At 35.8% G+C, this 21,977-nt stretch carries 20 protein-coding genes; 1 reads left to right on the top strand and 19 read right to left on the bottom strand.

Annotated elements, in window-relative coordinates:
* Genes N8A89_RS08170 through N8A89_RS08160 form a run of 3 tightly spaced genes read right to left on the bottom strand, consistent with a single transcriptional unit; the run spans position 1 to position 2,511 of the window.
* The gene (locus tag N8A89_RS08170) at positions 1–1,050 is read right to left on the bottom strand and encodes a glycosyltransferase family 9 protein (protein ID WP_281541822.1); all 1,050 of its coding nucleotides are present in this window, start codon (positions 1,048–1,050) and stop codon (positions 1–3) included.
* Positions 1,037–1,639 (bottom strand): DUF4254 domain-containing protein, encoded by a 603-nt coding sequence (locus tag N8A89_RS08165; protein WP_289645313.1) that lies wholly within the window; start codon positions 1,637–1,639, stop codon positions 1,037–1,039. The genes N8A89_RS08170 and N8A89_RS08165 overlap by 14 nt, the downstream gene beginning before the upstream one ends.
* Before the next feature lie 29 nt (positions 1,640–1,668).
* Entirely contained in the window at positions 1,669–2,511 is an 843-nt protein-coding gene (locus tag N8A89_RS08160) for a DUF6427 family protein (RefSeq protein WP_430682115.1), read from the bottom strand.
* Between the two features lie 137 nt (positions 2,512–2,648).
* On the opposite strand from N8A89_RS08160, the gene N8A89_RS08155 reads away from it, so the two are divergent.
* Complete coding sequence (locus N8A89_RS08155; protein ID WP_281541818.1) at positions 2,649–2,870, top strand: DUF6341 family protein; 222 nt, start codon at positions 2,649–2,651, stop codon at positions 2,868–2,870.
* A gap of 21 nt (positions 2,871–2,891) precedes the next feature.
* Here the strand turns inward: N8A89_RS08155 and purD are convergent, their stop codons facing one another.
* The 16 genes from purD to N8A89_RS08075 all read right to left on the bottom strand — a co-directional run bounded on the left by purD (position 2,892) and on the right by N8A89_RS08075 (position 21,970).
* On the bottom strand, positions 2,892–4,166 hold the full coding sequence (gene purD / locus N8A89_RS08150; protein ID WP_281541817.1) for a phosphoribosylamine--glycine ligase: 1,275 nt from the start codon (positions 4,164–4,166) through the stop codon (positions 2,892–2,894).
* Positions 4,167–4,195: 29 nt separating this feature from the next.
* Entirely contained in the window at positions 4,196–5,179 is a 984-nt protein-coding gene (locus tag N8A89_RS08145) for a UDP-glucuronic acid decarboxylase family protein (protein WP_281541816.1), read from the bottom strand.
* Positions 5,180–5,188: 9 nt separating this feature from the next.
* Positions 5,189–6,199: a sugar transferase gene (locus tag N8A89_RS08140; RefSeq protein ID WP_281541815.1), complete on the bottom strand. Its 1,011-nt coding sequence runs from the start codon at positions 6,197–6,199 to the stop codon at positions 5,189–5,191.
* Between the two features lie 375 nt (positions 6,200–6,574).
* The gene (locus tag N8A89_RS08135) at positions 6,575–7,318 is read right to left on the bottom strand and encodes a glycosyltransferase family 2 protein (protein ID WP_281541814.1); all 744 of its coding nucleotides are present in this window, start codon (positions 7,316–7,318) and stop codon (positions 6,575–6,577) included.
* A gap of 49 nt (positions 7,319–7,367) precedes the next feature.
* Positions 7,368–9,422, bottom strand: a complete 2,055-nt coding sequence (locus N8A89_RS08130) for a hypothetical protein (protein WP_289645308.1) — start codon at positions 9,420–9,422, stop codon at positions 7,368–7,370.
* The gene (locus tag N8A89_RS08125) at positions 9,423–11,522 is read right to left on the bottom strand and encodes a glycosyltransferase 87 family protein (RefSeq protein ID WP_289645306.1); all 2,100 of its coding nucleotides are present in this window, start codon (positions 11,520–11,522) and stop codon (positions 9,423–9,425) included.
* On the bottom strand, positions 11,513–12,103 hold the full coding sequence (locus N8A89_RS08120; RefSeq protein WP_281541809.1) for a PI-PLC domain-containing protein: 591 nt from the start codon (positions 12,101–12,103) through the stop codon (positions 11,513–11,515). The genes N8A89_RS08125 and N8A89_RS08120 overlap by 10 nt, the downstream gene beginning before the upstream one ends.
* 29 nt (positions 12,104–12,132) lie before the next feature.
* Positions 12,133–12,807: a glycosyltransferase family 2 protein gene (locus N8A89_RS08115; RefSeq protein WP_289645304.1), complete on the bottom strand. Its 675-nt coding sequence runs from the start codon at positions 12,805–12,807 to the stop codon at positions 12,133–12,135.
* A 27-nt stretch (positions 12,808–12,834) separates the two neighbouring features.
* Entirely contained in the window at positions 12,835–13,215 is a 381-nt protein-coding gene (locus N8A89_RS08110; RefSeq protein ID WP_281541806.1) for a GtrA family protein, read from the bottom strand.
* Positions 13,206–14,855: an NTP transferase domain-containing protein gene (locus N8A89_RS08105; protein WP_281541805.1), complete on the bottom strand. Its 1,650-nt coding sequence runs from the start codon at positions 14,853–14,855 to the stop codon at positions 13,206–13,208. The genes N8A89_RS08110 and N8A89_RS08105 overlap by 10 nt, the downstream gene beginning before the upstream one ends.
* A gap of 3 nt (positions 14,856–14,858) precedes the next feature.
* Positions 14,859–16,433, bottom strand: a complete 1,575-nt coding sequence (locus tag N8A89_RS08100) for a hypothetical protein (RefSeq protein ID WP_281541804.1) — start codon at positions 16,431–16,433, stop codon at positions 14,859–14,861.
* 50 nt (positions 16,434–16,483) lie between these two features.
* The gene (locus N8A89_RS08095) at positions 16,484–17,560 is read right to left on the bottom strand and encodes a class II aldolase/adducin family protein (RefSeq protein ID WP_281541803.1); all 1,077 of its coding nucleotides are present in this window, start codon (positions 17,558–17,560) and stop codon (positions 16,484–16,486) included.
* Positions 17,550–18,239, bottom strand: coding sequence for an HAD family hydrolase (locus N8A89_RS08090; RefSeq protein ID WP_281541802.1), 690 nt, complete (start codon positions 18,237–18,239; stop codon positions 17,550–17,552). Before N8A89_RS08090 ends, N8A89_RS08095 begins: the two co-directional genes overlap by 11 nt.
* Positions 18,240–18,357: 118 nt before the next feature.
* A complete protein-coding gene (locus N8A89_RS08085) occupies positions 18,358–19,440 on the bottom strand; it encodes a glycosyltransferase (RefSeq protein WP_281541801.1) in 1,083 nt (360 codons plus the stop codon).
* Positions 19,441–19,459: 19 nt separating this feature from the next.
* Entirely contained in the window at positions 19,460–19,993 is a 534-nt protein-coding gene (locus N8A89_RS08080; protein ID WP_281541800.1) for a hypothetical protein, read from the bottom strand.
* A 717-nt stretch (positions 19,994–20,710) separates the two neighbouring features.
* On the bottom strand, positions 20,711–21,970 hold the full coding sequence (locus tag N8A89_RS08075; RefSeq protein WP_281541799.1) for a lipopolysaccharide biosynthesis protein: 1,260 nt from the start codon (positions 21,968–21,970) through the stop codon (positions 20,711–20,713).
* Positions 21,971–21,977 lie beyond the last annotated feature (7 nt).

Genomic DNA, 21,977 nt, shown 5'->3' with positions numbered 1-21,977 from the left:
CTACTTTTTATTACTAAGTGTTTGCTGTATTGTTTCTACTACTTGCTCCGGCGTAATGGTTTCCATAACCTTGTCGTAACCATTTGGAAATTTATTCCCGTAAACGGATGTTGGTATTAACGGAAACTTTTGCCTATCGGAAAGAATTGTATTATGCGCTTGCCCGTACGGACAAAACCCGGCGTGGGGATGCGTAACTCCCCATAAGGTTATGGTAGGAACACCATACACAGCAGCAAGATGCGCATTACCACTATCCATGGCGAGCATCAAATCTAAATTAGAGATTAGTTTTAATTCCTCAGAAAAAGAAATCTTACCGATTACACTAGTACAATTGACGAATTGATTTTCCCATAGTTCCAGTTGCTGTTTCTCAACTGCACCGCCACCGAATAAGAATATCCTATAGGTTTTTATACCATTCAGTTTATGAAGTACCGTCTCCATAAGATGTAAAGGATATGTTTTTCCCGAAAAGGCAGCAAATGGGGCCACTCCTATGCACTGTTTTCCATCAAAAACTAAGCGCTCTTTTACATCTTCAGATAAAGGTTGTTTTGACTTAACACAACCGCTATCCAACGTAACTGGATAACCTAATTGTTGAAAGACCTCGGTATATCTTTCATGCGTAGTCTTTAGCGGTTTGAATATTTTATTTGTTTCAGAGGTCAATGCCTTTTTTTCCGCACGGCCCTTATCGATTTGTATTACTGGGACACCTCCAAGCCAGAAAAACGTTTTGAGTATGGAACTTCGTAGCACATTGTGCAAATCCGCAACACTCGTGATATCCAGCCTCATTAATTCTTTATATAATGTCCAAAGTCCTAGCAAACCTTTATGTCTACCTTTTACATCCGCCCCGTAAACTAATACGTTTGAGATTTGGTCCAATATGGGTTCATAAAAGGATTTGGTGAGTACCGTTATTTTAAGTTCAGGATATTTCTGGGTAAGGGCAATTAATACCGGGACCGTCATGGCGACGTCACCCATTGCGGAGAGTCGGATGACCAATACATGTTGCGGTTTATTTTTGACCACGGAGGATGGGGTTTAATTCCTCATCATTATACATCTTCATTTGTTTATAAACCTTCATATACTTGTCACCGGCTTCAATGTCGGCCAAAAGTTGGTCTATGGCTATGGAAAGGTCTTTCTTTTGCTCCAAAAGCACCTGAAGCTTTTTGTTGCATTTTTCGCGGTGTTCCTCGGAGGCATTAATTCTGGTGGCTTCCTCACGCATATGGTAAATCTTTAATGCTAAAATCGAAAGCCGGTCTATGGCCCAAGCCGGGCTCTCCGTATTAATGGTGGCATTTTTCTTTTTTTCTACCGATTGGTACTTATCTAAGAAATAGCTGTCAATATATTCTACTAAATCCGTTCTATCCTGATTGCTGGCATCAATCTTTCTCTTTATGACTAAAGCTTCAGAAGGGTTTATTTTTGGGTCCCTGATGATATCCTCATAGTGCCACTGTACCGTGTCTATCCAATTCTTTCGGTACAATAGATGTGAAATTTCTTTCTTTGGATACGGGTTCTCAAAAGATTGATAAACATCATCCTCTACATGGTACTTTTGAATACTTTCTTCGAATATTTTAAATGCAAAATCGCTGAACATATGCCTATTTTTTACAAAGATACCCCGAATTATGAAATCATTAGTTTAGAAACGAACACTACAATAGGCAGAAAAATACTTAAAATCAATATTACTTCAAGTAAGTTCTGTTTTTTAATGGATTCTATGTAATTGGTAACAAATATTACGCTGGGGAAGAAGGTGACCATAATAGCAAGGGTCGTATCTGTAGCTACTAAAATATTTACCGCTAAACCTATTGCGAAAGATAGTGCGATTAATCGCATAGTTACAATCTTTCCAACGCCAGACTTACCCAATCTCAAAAATGCAGCAAAAGCCAGTAAAATGTTCGCTAGCACGTATAGGGTCAACTTAATGCTAGACCACCATTTGGGGGGATAAATCGCCTCCAAGTCTATGGAGAATGTATAATGGGCCTCAAAAAAATCGACCCTCCCTATAAGAATAAGCATTCCGAAGAGCAATAGAAAAAAACAAAATATACCCGAAAAGATAACCAACCAGTTCCTTATGTTTTTAGGGTCATAGATATAAATAGCGGCAAGCACCAGAATGATATACAATACGGCCCAATCATAAAAGAGACTGGAAATCATAATCCATAGTGTAGCATCGAAAATTTTGAGCTTACTATTTTTTAAGGATTTAATACTGAGTAGTCTTCTTGTGGCAAGTAATAAAAAAAAAGTGCATAGTATAGTGTTCGTATCACTCAATGTTTCTGGAAAAACCACCACCAGAAGGGTAAAGAACAACATGGCATAGGAGTTGGTGCCGGTTAGTTTGTTCCTTTTAACTACAAAGTCGACCACGAAAACACTGAATAGTAAAATACCGCAAACCAACATTCCTACCAGAACTTGCGGAGCTTCTAAATCTTTATGCAAGAGGTAATATTGTACACACCAGTAGAAAAAAAACAAAAAACCTAGTAAGATAATGAAATTGATAGGTTTTGTTTTTCCAAAAATGCTTGAAATCATTTATGATTTTTATATTTTTGTGCTGTAAATATAGGAATTAGATGAAGTCATTTTTTGAAGGTATAGAGGATTTATTCGTGAACGTACTTTTTGCACCGTTCGATTTTTTAAGATTCGCAGAAAGCTGGACGTTTTCAAATATTCTTAATTGGATTTTTATGCTCATCGGTTCTGTAGCATTCGTGTACTGGATGTTGCAATTGAAGAAGTACAATGACAATGGTGAAGAAGATAAGTCCATCACTTCACATTCGTACTTATAATATTCGATTTTTTTCAAATTCTTACAAATCGAATCCCAAGTCTTTACGGTAATTCATACCCTCAAAAGATAGTTGTTCCACGTTGTCATAGGAAATCTTTAGGGCCTCTTTGAAATCCTTTCCAAAAGAGGTAATTGCCATCACCCTTCCTCCGTTCGTAATTACATGACCTTCCGGACTTATAGTAGTGCCTGCATGAAACACCAAAGAATCGGTGATATCATCTATGCCATTTATTTGTTTTCCTTTGGCGTATGCTTCGGGATAGCCGCCAGATACGGTCATGACCGTGGCTGCCGTTCGCTCGTCCAATTCTAAAGTTATGGTATCCAAAGTCTGATTCCCAATGGCTTCAAAAATCTCTACCAAATCGTTTTTAATCCTCGGAATTACTACCTCTGTCTCCGGATCTCCTAAACGCACGTTGTACTCGATTACCTTAGGGTCGTTGCCAACTTTTATAAGACCGATGAAAACAAAGCCCTTATAAGGCAAATTATCCATTTTAAGCCCTTCTACGGTAGGTTTTACAATTTCCTTCTCTATCTTGTTCATTAACTCCTTATCAGCAAAAGGAACAGGGGAAATAGCGCCCATTCCGCCTGTATTGAGTCCAGTGTCACCCTCACCAATGCGTTTATAGTCCTTAGCGGTAGGTAGCACTTTATAATTTTTACCATCGGTAAGTACGAAGACGCTAAGCTCTATGCCGTCTAAAAACTCCTCTATGACCACGGTAGTACTGGCCTTACCAAATTTTTCATCCAAGAGCATTGACTTAAGCTCTTTTTTTGCCTCTTCAAGCGTATTCAAAATAACGACTCCCTTACCAGCGGCCAATCCATCTGCTTTAAGAACGTAAGGAGCTTTCAAAGTTTTTAAAAACTGATATCCCTTTTCAATGGTGCTTGCCGTGAAGCTTTCGTACTGAGCTGTAGGTATTTCATGTCGTATCATAAACTCTTTGGCAAATTCCTTACTACCTTCCAACCTAGCCGCGTTCTTTTGCGGTCCGATTACAGGTATGTGCTTCAACTGCTTATCTTCCAGAAAGAAATCGTGAATACCATTTACCAAAGGATCTTCCGGACCAACAACTACCATATGAATCCCATTCTTCAAAACTAAATTCTTGATAGATGCAAAATCATTTACACCAATAGGTATATTTTTTCCGATTTTTGATGTTCCCGCATTTCCAGGAGCTATAAAAAGTTTTTGAAGTTTAGGACTTTGGTTCAATTTCCATGCTAAGGCGTGTTCTCGCCCACCAGAACCTAAGATAAGAATGTTCATTTTTCAAATTTTTTTATGCGATTGAAAACTTACGCTTTTGTTTGAGAGAAATTTCGATGCTCTTTTCTTTGTAACTCCTGTGGGGAAAACGATTTGAAATAATCGTATACGATTTTAAGTCCTTCTGAACGTTTAATTTTCGGTTCCCAGCCTAAAATTTCTTTAGCTTTTGTAATATCAGGTTGTCTTTGCAACGGGTCGTCCTTAGGTAAAGGCTTATAGATAATCTTCTGATTAGTTCCTGTAAGTGCAATTATCTCTTCCGCAAACTCTTTAATAGTCGTTTCATGCGGATTTCCAATATTTATAGGTTCTGGATAATCACTAAATAATAATCGGTATATTCCTTCCACCTGATCGTCAATATAACAGAAAGAACGTGTTTGGGAACCGTCGCCAAAGACGGTTAAATCCTCTCCTCTTAGAGCTTGACCCATAAATGCAGGAACCACACGCCCATCGTTAAGTCGCATTCGGGTTCCATAGGTATTAAAAATTCGTACTATTCTTGTTTCCAAGCCGTGATGACGATGATATGCCATTGTAATGGACTCCATAAAACGTTTAGCTTCGTCATAAACCCCTCTCGGTCCTACGGGACTAACATTACCATAATACTCCTCATTTTGCGGATGAACTAATGGGTCCCCATAAACTTCAGATGTAGAAGCAACTAATATGCGAGCTTTCTTCTCCATAGCAAGCCCAAGCAAGTTCAAAGTACCAAGAGAACCAACTTTAAGGGTTTCAATAGGAATTTTTAAATAGTCTATTGGACTGGCGGGTGATGCAAAATGTAGGATATAATCCAATTCCCCATCTATATGTACAAAAGTGGAAACATCATGATGGTGAAATTCGAAATGTTCCAATGGGAACAAATGCGCAATATTCTTTAAGTCGCCCGTAATAAGGTTATCCATTCCTATTACCTTGAAACCCTCTTTGATAAATCTATCGCATAGATGAGAACCTAGAAAACCCGCTGCGCCTGTAATTAAAACTCTTTTCATTGAACCCATTTAAATCCCTCGAGAAAACAAAACTGTCGTAACGGTTTTAAAAATAATACGTAAGTCTAACATGATAGATCGGTTTTTGATATAATACAGATCATACTCTAGTTTTTTAATGGAATCTTCCATATTTTGTCCATATTTAAATTTTACCTGTGCCCACCCCGTAATACCCGGTCTGATAAGATGTCTAGTACCATAAAATGGGACAAGTTCATTAAGTTGATTCACAAAAACTTTTCGTTCAGGTCTTGGCCCAATAAATTGCATGTCTCCTTTAATGACAGATATTATCTGAGGTAATTCGTCAATTCTGAAAACCCGGAGAATCCTACCGAAAGGGGTAATTCTTGCATCATTTTTTACCGCCATTTTGGCTCCTTCCTTTTCAGCATCCGTTACCATTGATCTAAATTTATAAATCTTGAATTCCTTTCCATGAAGACCAACTCGTTTTTGTGTATAAAATAGAGGACCCTTGTTAAAAAAGAAATTTAATACTAAAACCCAGGGGATACATAAAATTAATATCAAACCCAACAAAACAGATAAAGTAGAATTAATGAAAAAACCAAATATCGTTTGAAGGTACCTAATCTTTCTATTACGAAGTTGCAGAATTTCATAAAAACTATCGTTATGCGATTGAATAGGCAAAGCTTCATAAGTATTTTCATAAAAGGAAGTATATGAAATAACTTCTTTCCCTCTCAATATAGAACGTAAAAGGACCTTTTCCAAGTCCTCGGGTAATTCATTATAGTTCTTCAAATTGAGTATCCAGGCATCCACTTTTTCAACTGCACTCAAAAACTTTTTCCTTATTTCGACATGTTGGCTGACATTATAGGTCAGTTTTACACGATAAAATGTTTCTACAGCATTTCCGTCAATAATTGATGTTACCTTTTTAAACTCTTTTTCCGTCTCTTGGTCATACATAAGCAGCACGTTCTTGGTATTGGGCAAAACTCTAAAAACGTTGACAAAGAAAAGCCTCCATAGCGCTATCTCCAAGGGGGTTAAAATTAAAAACACCAATAATGGGATCCGCCAAAAGCTAGCATCGAAGAACAAAACAGTAAATAGGAATACACAAAAAACGTATAATGCTGTGATATAGAGCGCCTGAGAAAGGACATGTTTTCGTTTTAAATTGCGTTGAATATTATAAAGATCTAGAATATATGCTAGTGTCAAAAATGAAATAATTCCAAATGAGCCTACTACAAACTTAAGTTTAAGGGAAACGAATTCAATGTCTATAGCATGGCTTATAAAAACATTTAAACTAGAACTAACAATAAGTAAATCCCCAACTAATAGTATAAACTTACGTTCTAAAGAGTTAAGAATGGAGGGTCTTGACATTTCTACGAAAAGTTATTCTTATCAAAAATAACTTTTCAATTTTAGAACAATGGCAGAAACCAAATAAAATGAAGATTTAAAGAATGAAAAGCCTTCAACATCCCTGTATATTTTCCATTCATACTTGAGCAAGTCTAATTTATTGGCTGAAATAGAGGGGTTGCCCACACGATAACTAGCTAGGCATTCGTTCAAACCATACCCATTGGTTTTTTTCAATAGTTTTAACCAAAGTGCATAATCCTGACGTTTCCGAATAGACGGCATATACTGTTTTCCAAAAAAGTCAACATTATAAATAACTGTTAAACAGCCAATAGGGTTTTTATACAATGCCCTACTGTAAGTTACAAGGGGCTTGCACTTCACATATTTTGGAAGCTTTATACCCTTTTCATCCATAATGTCATAATCAGTAGATGTAAAGTGGTAGCCATTCTTCTTCATAAATAGCAGTTGCTTCTCTAGTTTTTCTGGATACCACAAGTCATCACTATCTAAAAAAGCTATGTAATTACCCTTCGCGAGTTCTATAGCCCTATTTCTCGCTACGCCTGCGCCACTATTTTTTTCTAGACGATGGTATTTAACCCTTTGGTCCTTTGAAGCACATGCCTTAATAATTTCCGCACTACTATCATTAGAGCAATCATCAACTAAAATATGCTCCCAATAAGCGTAGGTTTGGTTTTGTACTGACCTTATGTTCTCCGAAATATACTTTTCGGAGTTATAGACCGGAGTAATAATAGAGATTAAACTCATTTTGTTAGGCCTGTGTTTAGTCAACACAGAGATTTTCAGTCACTGACTATTATTCAGATAGAATGATATTGTTTACTTTGAATTCTTCACTTTTGGCACATCCTCTGAAAATACCAAAAGAAAACTCACTATATTTTTTTAAGGTTGGGCTGAAATCTTTTACGACAAACAAAGATTTTCCATACTTCAGTGTATTATTCTCATTTACGGTAAAATCCCACCCCTCAAAACCGTGTTCGATTCTATCCTCAGGTAACTTAGCTAGGTCCCCCTCATACGGCTTTGCATGAAAGTAAAACCTGCAACCGTTCCAATCTTTGAATTTAGTGGATAAAACATCGAACTTCAAGTAAATTCTATTCCCGTTTTGGATTTTAATTTCACGTAAAATCAAATCCTCCCTTATTACAACAGAATCTTTTAAAATGGATTGAGCGCTCGTGTCATTAAATCTTTCGCTTATTTTTTGAAACTGTTTGTCTTTACCAATATCGTTATAAAAAACAAAATATTTGTCAAATTGTCTGTTTGTATTAAAAATACTGGGAAGCACATATGTGGTCAACTGCTTATTGTTATTGATTTCTGAAATTAGTACAACATCATCTGATTGAAAATTTCCAATACTGTTACTAAGAAAATCTTTAAAGTTTTTACCATTGGTAGGAATAGCTGATTGCAACTCTTTTTTTGAGGAAAAACCTATAAATTCATCCTCAAAAGGATAATCGATTGTAACCAATCTCCTCATTTTCTGGTTACTAATTTCTTCTATTACATTCGTAATATTACTCTTTGTACTAGGAAATATTTTTCTTAAATAATTTTTAGAGTACCCCCATATTGGGAGGAAAATCAACGCTATTATAATTACGTATAAATACGCAGGCTTCGTCTTTTTCTTTAATCTATCAATCTTTAGAACATGATTTACCATATTATCCAACATAACACCGGTGATTAGAACCAATGCAGTCAGAAACGGAAGTATATTTCTATCAATATATACGTGTTGCTTAACGATAAGGGCAATAGACAATAATGTAGAAAAAACGAAACCAGCCCAAACCCAAACTGATTTCTTAGAAAAGCACCTAAAGCCCAAAAATAGAATAACCGGTAGTAGGTAAACCAACCCTCCTAGGGAATAAAAAACCTCTGAGACCATATTCTTTAAATTATATATTTTATTGTTTTCTACTACCTGGCCTTTATTGCCTGTGGCATATTGCCAAAAATTAGAAAAATAATCGTGAATAACCATATTGAATACTTCTTTACTATAAAAAATATTCCAGTTAATCAAAGAAAAGAAAAACAAAGAACAAACAATCAATAGAGCACCTGCGCTCAATCTTTTCTCAAGTGTTTTAAATTTGCTCAAAAGCAATATGGCGATTAAGACTATTATGAATAGAGACGAAAATTTAAGGGATATTGTTATAGCAAAAAGAAATGATGAAAAAACAATCCAAAACCAACCTATAATTTTCTTTTCGGCTATAAAAAAATATAGCCATATCAATAGATTCATCATGGCCATTAGTAATGGTTCAATATAGAAAAGACTGCGCTCTTCAAGTGCCAGAAGGTTTATTCCAACCAGGGTTGCAACCATGAACATGGCAACATAATATTTCTGTTTCCATAGTAAGTAAACAAGCGGAATAAAAGAAAGAAACAAAAAGACAATGGCTTGTAGCTTTAAATAGTAATGAAAATACCGAAAATTAGGATCCTCCATATTTTTTTTTAATCCGCTAGACGATGTTTTGTAGTTGTTCACAAAATAGTTATGCCCAGGGTACTTCCAGCCATCTTCATAAATATTACCGCCCATATGGTTTATCATTCCAACCATTGCTCCAGGATAAAATAAATACGTGAACATTCGGGGTCCATTTAATGCTCGATGTATTGTTTTATCCGGAGTGAGTTTAGGATGGACAGTGGTAATAGTAAAATACTCGTCAACTGTATAATTATGCATGTTATTCTTATTATAATTTACCTGCAATAGAACTACAGAAACAAACAATAATAATAGTGCCAAAAACAATAATCTATACTTTGTCAACAAATCAAACACTTCGCCTTTTTCCATTTAAGAATTGTTTTTGGCTTTATAAACAATACAATACGCAAAAAATAATTGTAAAAATCCATTCAAGTCATTTTCGAAAATTACATCCTCAATGAACTCATCATAATCTCCAATGAACTCCTCCGTTATTTTTTTTATTTCAACATCTAGAATGGTCCCACTTACATTCATCACTTGATTACTCACACCATAGTCATGTACAATCTGAAGCGTTGTGATCATGTTCAAGCTATCCAAAAGATCATTAATATCAATATTATTTTCCAACTCAATACGAAGCGCTAAGTCTACTTCTTCGCCATTGCCAATCTCGGCAAAATCGGTAGAAGCATAATAAGATATCTTAATGTCAGAAAATGGGGCTTGAGAACGAATATATTTATTGCTATCCTCTTCTCGAAGTTTAAGTTGATGCAGCACCTTTTCCTTAGTATAATTTCTTTTTTGTATATCACGACTAATTTTCCAATGTAATCTTAAACTTTCCTCCGGATCTACGAATACCTTCAAATCAAAAAGGTTACGTTTTGCGGAAATATAAAAAGGGTGCAGCCCTTCAAATACTGTTATTTTATTAGGATATACCTTTGAAGGTTCTGTAAACTTACCTGAACCGTGGTCATAAAATCTTCGCAAAATTTTCTTGCCATCCTTTAGGTTTTTCAAATGCCTTATATCTTCATGTAAATGGTTTGCCTTAGGTGACAAGTGGGTAATTTCTTCCCATTTATCATGACCTCTCTCCCATTTATGCATATCATCTCCCCTAATGATAGTCATATTTTCCTTTCCAAAAAGATTGGTCAATAATTCGGTCAATGTAGATTTTCCAACTCCAGAGTCACCACCTATACCTATTAAGAAAGGCTTGTTCTTAATCTTTTTTTCTAAATTCTTTTTGATTCCCCATTTATAAATCCAATAGACATTAAGAAGTAAACAGGTTTGAAGAAATGTCAATGCTAAGCTTGCCAAAACATCAGGAGATATCCATCGGTTTTTTTCAAAAAAGCGGTAAAACGAAAAATCGTTTTCACTGAATAAATAGGCTGAAATAAAATCTGAATCCGGTAATAGGATAAAGTAGACCAAAAATGCAAGTTGTAAAACCAAAATAGGCAAAAACGAAAATTTGTTTTCGCGAATGGCGAAATACACGAAAAAGGGAAGAATCCAGAAATACCATCCTGGTTGAGGCGGAATAAATATTAGGAGCACAGAAAAGGAAAATCCTGTGAATATCAAAAAAAGATCTTTACTAATGCGTTTAAACCGGGTGGCCGTTGCCAATAAGATAATATAGACAGCAGGAATAATATAATATTTCAATTTGCCAATCATGGCAAAACCAGCATTCAGAACTTTCGATTGCTCACTATTTCCATATACCATTTTTAAAAATGAATCGCTGTCCAAATAGGGTGCATTAAAAACAAAAATCACCAACAAAGCAATAATAGCGGGTATAGCTAGCTTTGACAACTTTTTGTCATTATTGTTTTTCCAGATGAACAGCACATAAAATGGAATAACAATGACAAGGTTGGTTTTGGCCGCTATACCTAAACCTAATACAAAAGCGGAGGGAATGTTCTTCTTTTTAAAAAGTAAATAAGAAGACGCTAAAAGAAACATAATAGGAACAACATCTAACTGACCGTGGATGTATGTAATATAAATCAAGACCGGAGACAACCAATAGTACTTTAATAATTTAGCTGCCTTGCCCTTTAAAAGTCTACTTAAAACTAGTAAAATAGCTATGTCAGCCAATAGCATTGGTACCCTTATTAGAAATGGGGTAATGTTAGAAGCAAAGCCCCCTAAAAACCCCAAAAAGTACAGCATTAAAGGCGGATAGGGGAAAGCGTCTATAACGCCTGAATTGTAAAAGTACTCATACGGGTTGTTAAACCCGGATTCAAAAAAATAAACGACGAAAGGTATAAAAGCCTCTCTCAAAAACTTTCCTGCAAATAAAAAAGATAGTCCCACTTTTATCACTAGACCTATCAAAAAAAAACGATCTATTAGTATTTCGAGCTTGAAAGCCCCCTTATCGTCTTTTAAAGAAAATAATACGCTATCCTTTACTGCCATCTCGAAACGTTATAGTGTTTGGTACAAATTGCGTCGAAGACTATTTCTTGTTCCCTTAAATACGTTTTGTACTTTTCGATATCGGTATCACGACCTTGTAATTCAGGAGATACCAAACATAGTTTATATTTCATTTTCTTGAATTGCAAGAACAATTCATGGTCCATGGGTAGTTTTGTAAAACAATCGATCCATATCCAATTAACCTTGCCTTGCATAGCCTTTAAGGTGTCAATACCTTCAAACTCGGAATAGCGCAAAGCGACATTTTTTTCTCCTATGCTCGCAAGTGTTTGAATCATTGGAAAAGAGGAGTCTAAAAAGAAGTATTTAGTTATGCCATACTTTTTGATCAGTTCAAGCACCTTAAATTCTATTCGCTCACTTTTAATATTCAAAATTATGGTGCCGTGCTCGTAATGTTTTAAATATGTTTCAAAACTCTCACCTTTCACGAATGGATCATGAGCGATATGGATATTACCATCAAGGGCATCTCTTAAATCAATTTCAACACCATACTTACCCGGTATCCCTTTCAGTTCTGATAAAGAATTGATGCGATGCGCTATATACTCCATATTATTTTAGACTCTTCTTTAGTTTTTTGCTAAAATCCAGCGTTCTTTTTATGAACTTCTTTTTTTGCCGCAAGCCCTGTATTCCAGCTTGAGGCACCATGAATTCTCTCAGGAAACAATACATTGAATCTGATAACTTTTAACTTCTTCTTTTTGGCAACATAAAGCGCGTATAAATCCAATGCAAAATCATAAGGGGGATTTTTCCAATCAGCAAAGAAAGTGCGATGAAAAATGTTCGGCTGCGCATTGATATCGTGTAATTTCTCCCTCATATAGATAGTTTCGAAAAGACTCATGCCCGAGGTAAAGAACTGGTCAAAAAAGGGCCGTCCCTTGCGGTCTCCTTTTACATATATGTTTTCTTCATTTGGTTCATTCTCTATAATTTCCAATGCTCTAATCACATCTTTAGGGTCTGTTTGCATGTCCGCGTGTGTCCACCCGATAAATGTTCCCTTCGCTTCTTGTAAGCCACATATAATACCATATCCATAACCTTTGTTCACAGGTACATTTACTATTCTCGCAAATGAATATTTCGGTACTAATTCGTGAAGCACTTCAGTGGAGTTATCCGTAGATCCGTTATTTACTAGAACGGCCTCAATGTCTTTGCGCTCGATAACTTCATCAAAACGAGAGAGTATTAAAGGAATGTTCTTGCTCTCATTATAGCAGGGTATTATAATTGACAATTTCATGCCGTTCATTTACAGTTTTTTAATGGTCTATTTTTTAAAAACCCAGAACTTCTGCCCCAGAAAGTTCAATATGGTACTCGCTCCTGTAGCACACAAAAATCCGAATAACACATTATTAAATAAATTCAAAATACCCTTGTTAACTAAAACATTGACTGCCAAAGTAGTAACATATAAAAAGAAAAAGCGAAACAATTGTGTTCCTGAAAATTCTTTAGTATGAAAGGTCCAAAACTTGTTCAATACATACGCTACAATACTTCCTGTCAAAAATGATATTCCCTTTGCTACGTTATGTCCTGTATAATTGTTCAAAAGGAAATAAGTGCTAAAATCTACTACAACCGCAATTAGTCCGGAAACAACGAATTTTCCAAGCTGTTTTTTGGTGGTCGTATTTATCTCCATTCTTGGTTAAACTGGCTATACTCTTTATCCAAAGAGGCTATTTCAGATACTTTAACTGTGATATCCTTTTCCAAACGGTAAGGGTGCCAATCAACCTTATGAAAAAAGCTTTGCCAATAGACAAAGGTCTTATAATCATTTGGAGTGCCCCAACCGATGTAATGATCAATTTCAAAAACTTTGACATTTAGGTTCATTTCGACCAATTCATTCAGGCAACTGTCTACGTAAAATTCGCCGTTGACCCGTATATTTTTTTCGTAAAGGCGAGATAATGCTTCTAAAAAGTAGCTTGTTTTCCTAAAATAAAACGTACCAACTATGGCATGATCCTTTCTTGGGGTGTCACTAATTGCCTTTTTGACACTTACACCAGTTACCGTATTATTTTCATCTGTTTTAATCCAGCCATACATTTCAGGGTTTCGTTCACTACTAGGATGATTTCTAAATGACCAAGCGATAGCATCGACAGAAGAATCATTTAATAATTCTTTATACTTTACTTTGTCAAATAACATCCCGTTGTCGCATGCGGCAATCAATAACGGACTATTGGAATCCACGTCCTTCAACCCAATTTCACAGGTGCAGGCCTGCCCTTCCGTTGTTTTGTTCAAGGATACTATTTTTGCATCGGTGTAGGTTATTTTAATGTTACTTTCCAAAGGATAATCCTTTAAATGATCTTCTAGACAAACAAAGATATTTGTAGGCGCTTTTGGTAAATAATTCGCTGCTTGAACAATCATGGGTTTCCCTGAAACCGAAATTAAAGGTTTGGGGTCTACATAACCTTCTTTATAAAAACGACTGCCAAGCCCAGCAAGTGGTATTAGATTAATGCCTGTTTCCTTGTGGATTTCCGTGTTCACCTCTTCATTGCAAACCGCCCTAAAATAATCCGAAAAGCCATTATATTCCTCCACATCTTGCGGTGTGCCCCATTGTAGCATGTGCTGTATGTCATAAATAGAAACTTTGAGGCCGTCATTAACCAAAAGATTATAAATAAGGCTTACATAATACTCTCCGTTCAAGTTAATGTCTTGCTCCATCAACTCTTTGAAGTATTTTTTTACATACGCCCCTTTTTTGAAATAGTACATGCCTATCGAAGCATATTCTTGCATTCTGTTGTCTGTGAAGGGTTCTTTTTCCTTGATTTCCAACATCCACTGTTTTTCATCTCGCATAAAAGCATAGTTGGTCGTGCCCAACATATGCGGATGAAAACCCTTGTAAGCTGGTACGGCTCCATCGGCATCTCGCGAGCGTGTATGGGCCAAAAAATCGGCATAGTCCCAATAGCAGGAAAAATCACAATAGTTTACAATAACTTCTTCCTCATCATCCACAAGATTTTCAACATACTGAACGGCGTATACCGGTCCTTTTTTATGTGGCGGAATCTCAACGATTTTACCTTTTGGAGCAATTCGCTGAAGGATTGCCCTCATATTGGTTTCCTTGAGATGTTTGCTGTTGCAAATAAAAATAAAGTCTTCCTCTAAAGGAAACATATGTACCACATGATCAATAATGGGCATGCCATCTATTTCAATCAAAGGTTTCGGGGCTGTATAGCCAGCTTCAACGAAACGATTTCCCATACCGGACATAGGTATTACTATCTTCATAAATTATAGACTAAAGCTTTGAACACTATATATACTGTTTTTTTTATCTTTCCAAATCGGTATATACTTCTCAAATGCGTAGTTAAACTTGTTTTCTATCAAAATATAATCCAATTGGTATTTTTTTGAAATCTCCAAGAAATCATTTGGTTTTAGATTTCTGTAAAAGTCAATTCCATGAGATTCTTGATATCTAGAACCAAATATCATTTTCCACCTTTCTCCATACTCGGCAATATATTGTTCTGCGAACGGAAACTCATCACTAACGAAAACCCCTCTTCGGCCAATAAGCCTCATATCGGTATTCATTGGTCTTGAATACGTAACAAAAATAGCATCTTCTGATGTATTTTGAATAAAGTCGTAATACCCCTTTCGGTTATTATAAAATGTTTCTTTTGGATTGTCTATAAATAAAATTCCTACAAAAATCAAACTTATTATGATAACAACGAAATTTTTCATCCCAAGACTTGGAAAATAAACTGTCTTCTCTGATTTCATAAAGTCTGAGAGGGGAATAGCCCACACAACAACCAGCATCCAATACCCAAAAGTCGTAAATCTTGAAATGCCCATGTAGGCGATAACTTTTAGCGGTAGGACTTCAATAAAAAAGTATTGGAACGCAATAGCACCGGAATAAGAAATCAAGGCGAACAAAGAAAGTTTCCATAGTGCCTTATTCTTCTTTTGTATGCCATAAAGAAAAGGTATTAGAAAAAACACGCACATTCCCACAAAGAAGATTTGCCAATCACCTTTGAGGTTCCCGAAATCCGGAACACTATAATGCCAAGAATGTCTCTCCTTCACATAAATATCAACGAACTCCTGTACAGGTAAGGTCTGCTGCGCAGCAAAAATGATCTTTATAGCCAATACGGCGATAATACCGCTCGCCAAGATGAAAAGGATCTCCCTAAGTTCTTTCTTAAAATCTGGCATCAACAAAACCAGATAAAAACCAATCGTGAACAAGCCCATAGCTGGATGCACTAAACAGCTCACAAAGAAGAAAGCCAAATACCAGGACATTTTTCGGCCACCTTCTTTTAAAAGGATGCCCAAAAAACCAAAAAATATAGAAATGTTATACGCGTGCAACGCTGGGGTATAACTCAACCATGATGCTACGGAAAAATAGTATCTATACTCTTTCAAAATGACCATAAGCACCAAGCATAGCAATACAAAAGGCGCCGCCCGATTGAGGGCTTTTTCTGAAATATACCTTCGCAACAACGCTAGTAGTATTTTGAAGTAAAGAACAGGAGTACAAATTAGTAGCAATAATTTTAAAATATAGAGCACCTTATACCAAGGTAAGGTCGTCACCCATGAGATCGCTACTACCAAATACCCATAAACCCATCTCGGATTCTTGGTCATAGTGGTATTGGTAAAAAAATCATTGGAGAGATATTTCGCATCGAAAATACGTTCAAAGAAAGGCATCATGTCTTGCTCTGCCCAAGTATATGCCGTCGGTTGCATCATGAACCCCACAAATCCAAAAATGGCCGCTATAGCCAGATAAGAATAGTTTCGAGACGGATCTAACTTCGATATCATAATTAAATCAAGTTTTGAATTTACTGCCGATAAGAACTTTTGACCTATCTCTATAATTTCTGTCTGTACTTCTCTGCTTCCCAATTGCTTAAATATCTGATTTCACAATCCTCTAAAAATTGTAAATCTGTTTCAAGGGTATCCGCTATGAGAAGATTGTTCTTAAAGACATCCTCTATCATTTTGGCTTTCTTCAAATCTGCCGCAATGATGTATATGAAACCATTGTACCTGACAATTTTTGGAGTATCAAAATAGAGTTCTTGATACTTTAAAAAAACCTCGGCGTTTAATTCGTCTGCATTGCATATAGTATACCCGCAGAATACATACCCATCAGGAGAAAAGGGTTTTTTCAACTGATCCGCATTTATCTGATTCAAAAGTTTAGTAATCGTTGCATCTTCGGATAGGTAGGCGATATCATCACGATTGAAAGTTTTGTTATAACAATTTGCAATATTGGTTGTATCGCGATATCGCGAAAAATCCACCCCCGCTTTTTTCTCGGCAGCCACAACCACTTTTTCATTAAACGCCTCAATATCATCATAGTTATTAGAGCTAATAATCAACCCATGGTTCTGCAGAAAAATTACATTTGGGAGACGACCAAAGGTACTTTCGTAGTGCTCCATTTGCTTTTTCAATTCTAGGGCAAGCTCAATGCCTGGGGTTTCGTATTTCACGCAGAGTGCCTTATCATCCAGCTCCTCCATTTTTTGCAACCAGTTTTTATGCGAAGTGAACATATTCACTGAAATGGAATGCACATGCAGCGTATACTTGTACAATAAGGCATGCAAATACGTTTCTATAGAAGGTCTAGGACCCTCAGAAACCTTTGCCAATTGTAGCTTTTTTGATGCCGTAGCGTCTTTTCCTTTTTTATCCGCAATTTCCAATACGTCGGCATCATCCAATATCGCTACAACATTATCCGTTTCTACAATGGTATGCCCTGTATTTTCGGTTAATTCGGAGAGGAGAAAGCCCGATGCTTTGATATACATCTGGTTTCCAAATTTTACGGAAGTATTGCCTCCACCAGCTTGAACCAGGTCAAAACGCTGCCCGGCATATTTTGACATTTTTATCAAGGCATCAAGGGCTTCTTTATTTTCCATCGGTTAAGATATTTGCAAATCGGGAAACCTCCCTTATATTTTCTGTGAGCAACTGCGCTTCCTTTTTATGATTGATCCAAAAACTCGGTATGCCCATGGCGTTTGCACCGACAATATCCTTGCTCCAGCTATCGCCAATCATGAGCGCCTCAGAAGCCTTACAATCGAGTTTTTGCAGTGCTTTAGTGAACATCGCAGCATCCGGTTTTTCAATCCCTACCTCTTCACTGGTCACTAAAAAATCGACATATTTAGCAAGACCTAGTTTTTCGATTTTTCGAAATTGTATGTGGGCCGTTAAATCGGTGAGGATACAAATTTTGCCTCCTTTTGCTCTACAGTTTTCCAAATAGTCAATGACCCCTTCAAAAAGTGTCATGTGTTTCAAAAAGGTGCCCCAATACAGTTCGTAAAACTCCAAAGCATAGTGCATGCTATTTATAGCATTGTATTCCAACATTTTTTGAACATACAATAACCTATTGTGCGATGCGGCCCTTTTCGGTAATTCTAGATGGGTATTTTGTCTACCCTTATCAAAGCTCTGCTGTGCAAGTTCTTCGGAGATATTGAACTTAGCAGAAAATCGTTCCAACACTGTTGACAAGGCTATTTTATGAGGAATATCATAGCCGTACAGCGTATTGTCAAGGTCAAGGATAAGGTTTTTTGCGGTCATTGCTATCAGTTGGACTGTATCAAAGATAAAACCTTAAGGATATTTGTGATGCTACTAGACTCTAAAAAAGACTTCAGTTTATTGAAAACCATTTCAAAAATAATTTTAAACTTGTTAATTAAATTAAATTTTTATACCTCCTGAGTAACTTTTCCTCTTCAGAAGCCCAACTGTATTTTTTATTAACTGCGCGTTGCCCATTTTCTCCCATTTGATTTACCAAATCAGGGTTTAGAATCAATTCTTCTATGCTATCGGCTAGTTCGTTTGAAGAATAGGGTTCTACACAAAAACCGCAATCATATCGCTCCACTACTTTTTGATAGAGGGGAAAGTTTGATGTGATAACAGGTAAACCAATGGCCATATATTCAAATATTTTTGTGGAATAGGATTCGACATAATTCTTAATCGGTTTTAAGACAGAAAGACCGACCACACATTTTTTTGAAACCTCAAAGCCTTCTTTCGAGTCCATTCTACCATAAAATTTGACATTTTCCTTAATCTCCCTTATAGGCAGTTCAACTATTTTCTCCTCCGAAATAGGCCCGATATAATGCATAAAGAAATCAGTTCCCCTAGATTTTAAAATCTTTAGTGCCTCAAGGGTGACATCAAGGCCACGCTCATTGGAAATGCCGCCAATATAGAATATTTCATTTCCTGCTCGATTGTTGTTAATGTAGGGTTCAAAGTGCCTTAAATCAGGCATGTTCAAAACCGTAGTCAACGATCTACCTTTATTGGTATATACATGCTGATACGAATGTTCAGCGATGATTAAATGAAAATATTTTAAATAATACTGCTCTACTTTTTTGTAGACGAGTGAAACCAAACCCCTCAGAAACTTTGGAATGTAGGTTTTGTCTAGTATCTGAACTGTTATATTTTCGTGTATATCAAATACAACAGGAATCTGAAACTTTGAACTTAATTGCTTTCCGACAAACATAAGTTCAGGGTCGTGAAAATGCACTAAGCTTGGTTTTAATTCTTCTACTTTCTTTCTAATTTTAGAGCCGCTTTTGAAGAAGTTTTTTATTCTTGAACTTTCTAAACCGATATCTAAAACTTGTACGCCTTCAACAAGTTCATCTCCTTTGCCATCGGCCACCAAAAGATAAACGTCGTAGCCACTTTTAAATAAGCTTACACACTCCCGATAAAAAATTCGAGTATCTCTTCTCGGGTGCACTGTCGATATGTGAAATATTTTATGAATAACCTGTGCTATTTTTTCGTCTTAGTACAAGAAGGGTCAAAAGTATCAAGATAATTCCACCATGAGTCACCAAAACGGTAGAAAATGTAGTGGTAAATATGTTATAAATAAAGAAAAAGAAAATCCCATAGAACCGGCTATCCACATTGCTGTTTTTCACAACACTAAAAAAGGTGCCTAATAAGAAAATATTTAGAATCACCCCTATGAAGCCAGCGTTAGTAAATCCATCTGAAATTATTCCGTTATTAGCTGCCATATCCGGTCTGTCGAAGTATATTTCACCTATTAATCGCGCTGGTGTTTCGTCATACGGATATTCGATTAATCCCTTTAAAAATCCGCTGGACCAATACAAATGATTGCCATCAAAAAAATCATAATAGGCATAATCAAGAAGACTAGGAATGAACATTAACCTTCTGAATATAATTACAGCAACCATATTGTTATCTGCATCAAAGAAAGGTATCGAAATTATAGCTATGAGCGCTAAACCTAGTAACCCGCCAACTACATAATTCATCAGTTTTTTTGATGGTAAAAAGTAAAATAAAACTACCAACAAGCTCCCAAGAAGTACCGACTTAACAGCTCCCATTAGATAGAGCATTAACAACACCAAAAAATTGAAGAACGCAAGTAATCTAAGACGGAATTTTAGAGCAAAAACAAAAATCACAGGTATGATTACCCGTGTAAACCATGAATGTGAATAGCTCGAATAGGTATCAAACAATGCTCTAAACTTAAATCTGGTTGAATAGATATCAATCAAGAACAAGTTTTTAATATTTATGTGATGTATGTATCTTAAAAATGGAAAGACTCCTATTATCGTAATTGCTACTAATAAAAAAAGTGATTGTTTTTTACTTAGAATGGGCCAACTGATATCATATCTGATTTTCAATGTGAAAAATAGTGTGAAAAATAGCGAGATATGAGCTAGGTAAATAATCGGGCTGGCATTTGTACTTGAAAAAAAGATAGAACTAGGTATATAATATACTGCTAAAATAATACCAATAGTATTTTTACTGAAAATATCGAAATTCGCTCTCTTGTATAAGCGAATTGTGATAAAAACGAAGATACTTACAACAAGATATTTGAGTAAGTTGAAGTTATATTCGATTTCAATTTTTTGATTCAATTTGCGAAAGAACCAAGTAAACCGTACCACTAAAAAAAAAGTATGGAAATAAGAAAGTAATATATCTCGAAGAGGTATTTGCCTAGTTTAATCTTCATCTCTCAATACTCTAACTTCATTAATAATTATTAAAAAATATATTGTATACAAAGTGGCAGCGCCATAAGCGTACCACTTTACAAAAGAGAGAAAATCCAAATTGAAAAAATAGACCAGACTTAGCATATATAATAACATAATAACAAACCTACCATACTGCCAAAAAGCATTAAGTTTGATTTTTTTCAGAGAGATAAGAACGATACTAATTGGTCCTACAATTATTTGAGATAAAAAAACAACGGCCAGTAACTTTGCAATAATTCCAGTAATCTCCCAATCGAATCCAAAAACAAATGGGAAGAGATAAACACTACCGAAATACAAAACTAAAAAGGCAGGGATGCCAATTGCAGCTAACATCCCTAACGTTTGCTTAAAAGTTTTCTTTGCCAGTTTTCCTTGCCCTTTGTTTATATATTCGCTCATTTTTTGAAAGAAAATAGTGCCCACACTTTGTGTAATAAAAGAAATAGGCAATAATACGACCATATTTGCCAATCCAAAATATCCTAGTTGTTCTTTCGAATAATATATTCCAATAAAAAGTATGAGCATTTGAAGGCTCATTACGTTTACAAAACTCGAGGGCATGTAATGAAGCGGAAATTCTTTATAGTCAACTAAAAGATCTTTGTATGTGTTCCATTTATTTCTCTGGAATTTTAACTTGGAAAAAGCAAATAACAATGCCATGGCCACACATACTCCGACAAACTTACCTAAGGCTAGGCCCAATTCATTCTGTCCTTTTAAGTAATAAATCGAGCACGCAAAAGCAACATAACTACCATTTTCTATGATTTTAGAATATGCTTTTAGCTTAAATTTTTTAATTCTGACAAACCAGAAATTTATGATGTTAAGAGCTGACAAGAACAAAACATAAAAAGGCACAAAATTAATTACGTTTTGGATTTTAAAACTATTTCCTAATCTATCACTAAAAAAATTTACCAAAAAAATAGTCACAATCGAAAATAATAAAGCAATACCAATACCTAGTACCATCAATTGGTTTGCTCGATTATCATCTTTCTCCGTAACCACCGCGTTTTCCAATTTAAAAGTGGAAAAGACCAAAAGAATGCTACTAAGCGCCATTAGACCAGTGATTTCGGCCATGGCGTTCTGGTCATATATTCTCGACAATAATGGACTAGAGACCACTGGAATCAACTGGGCTGCTATAACTAAGCCGGCTTGACTGAATATATCTTTAAAGTATCTAGATGTGAAGAAACTCAATAAATTT

Source organism: Maribacter aestuarii, from assembly GCF_027474845.2.
Lineage (GTDB): Bacteria > Bacteroidota > Bacteroidia > Flavobacteriales > Flavobacteriaceae > Maribacter > Maribacter aestuarii.
Note: the sequence above shows the minus strand (reverse complement) of the source record. Positions and strands in the feature narration are given on the sequence as shown.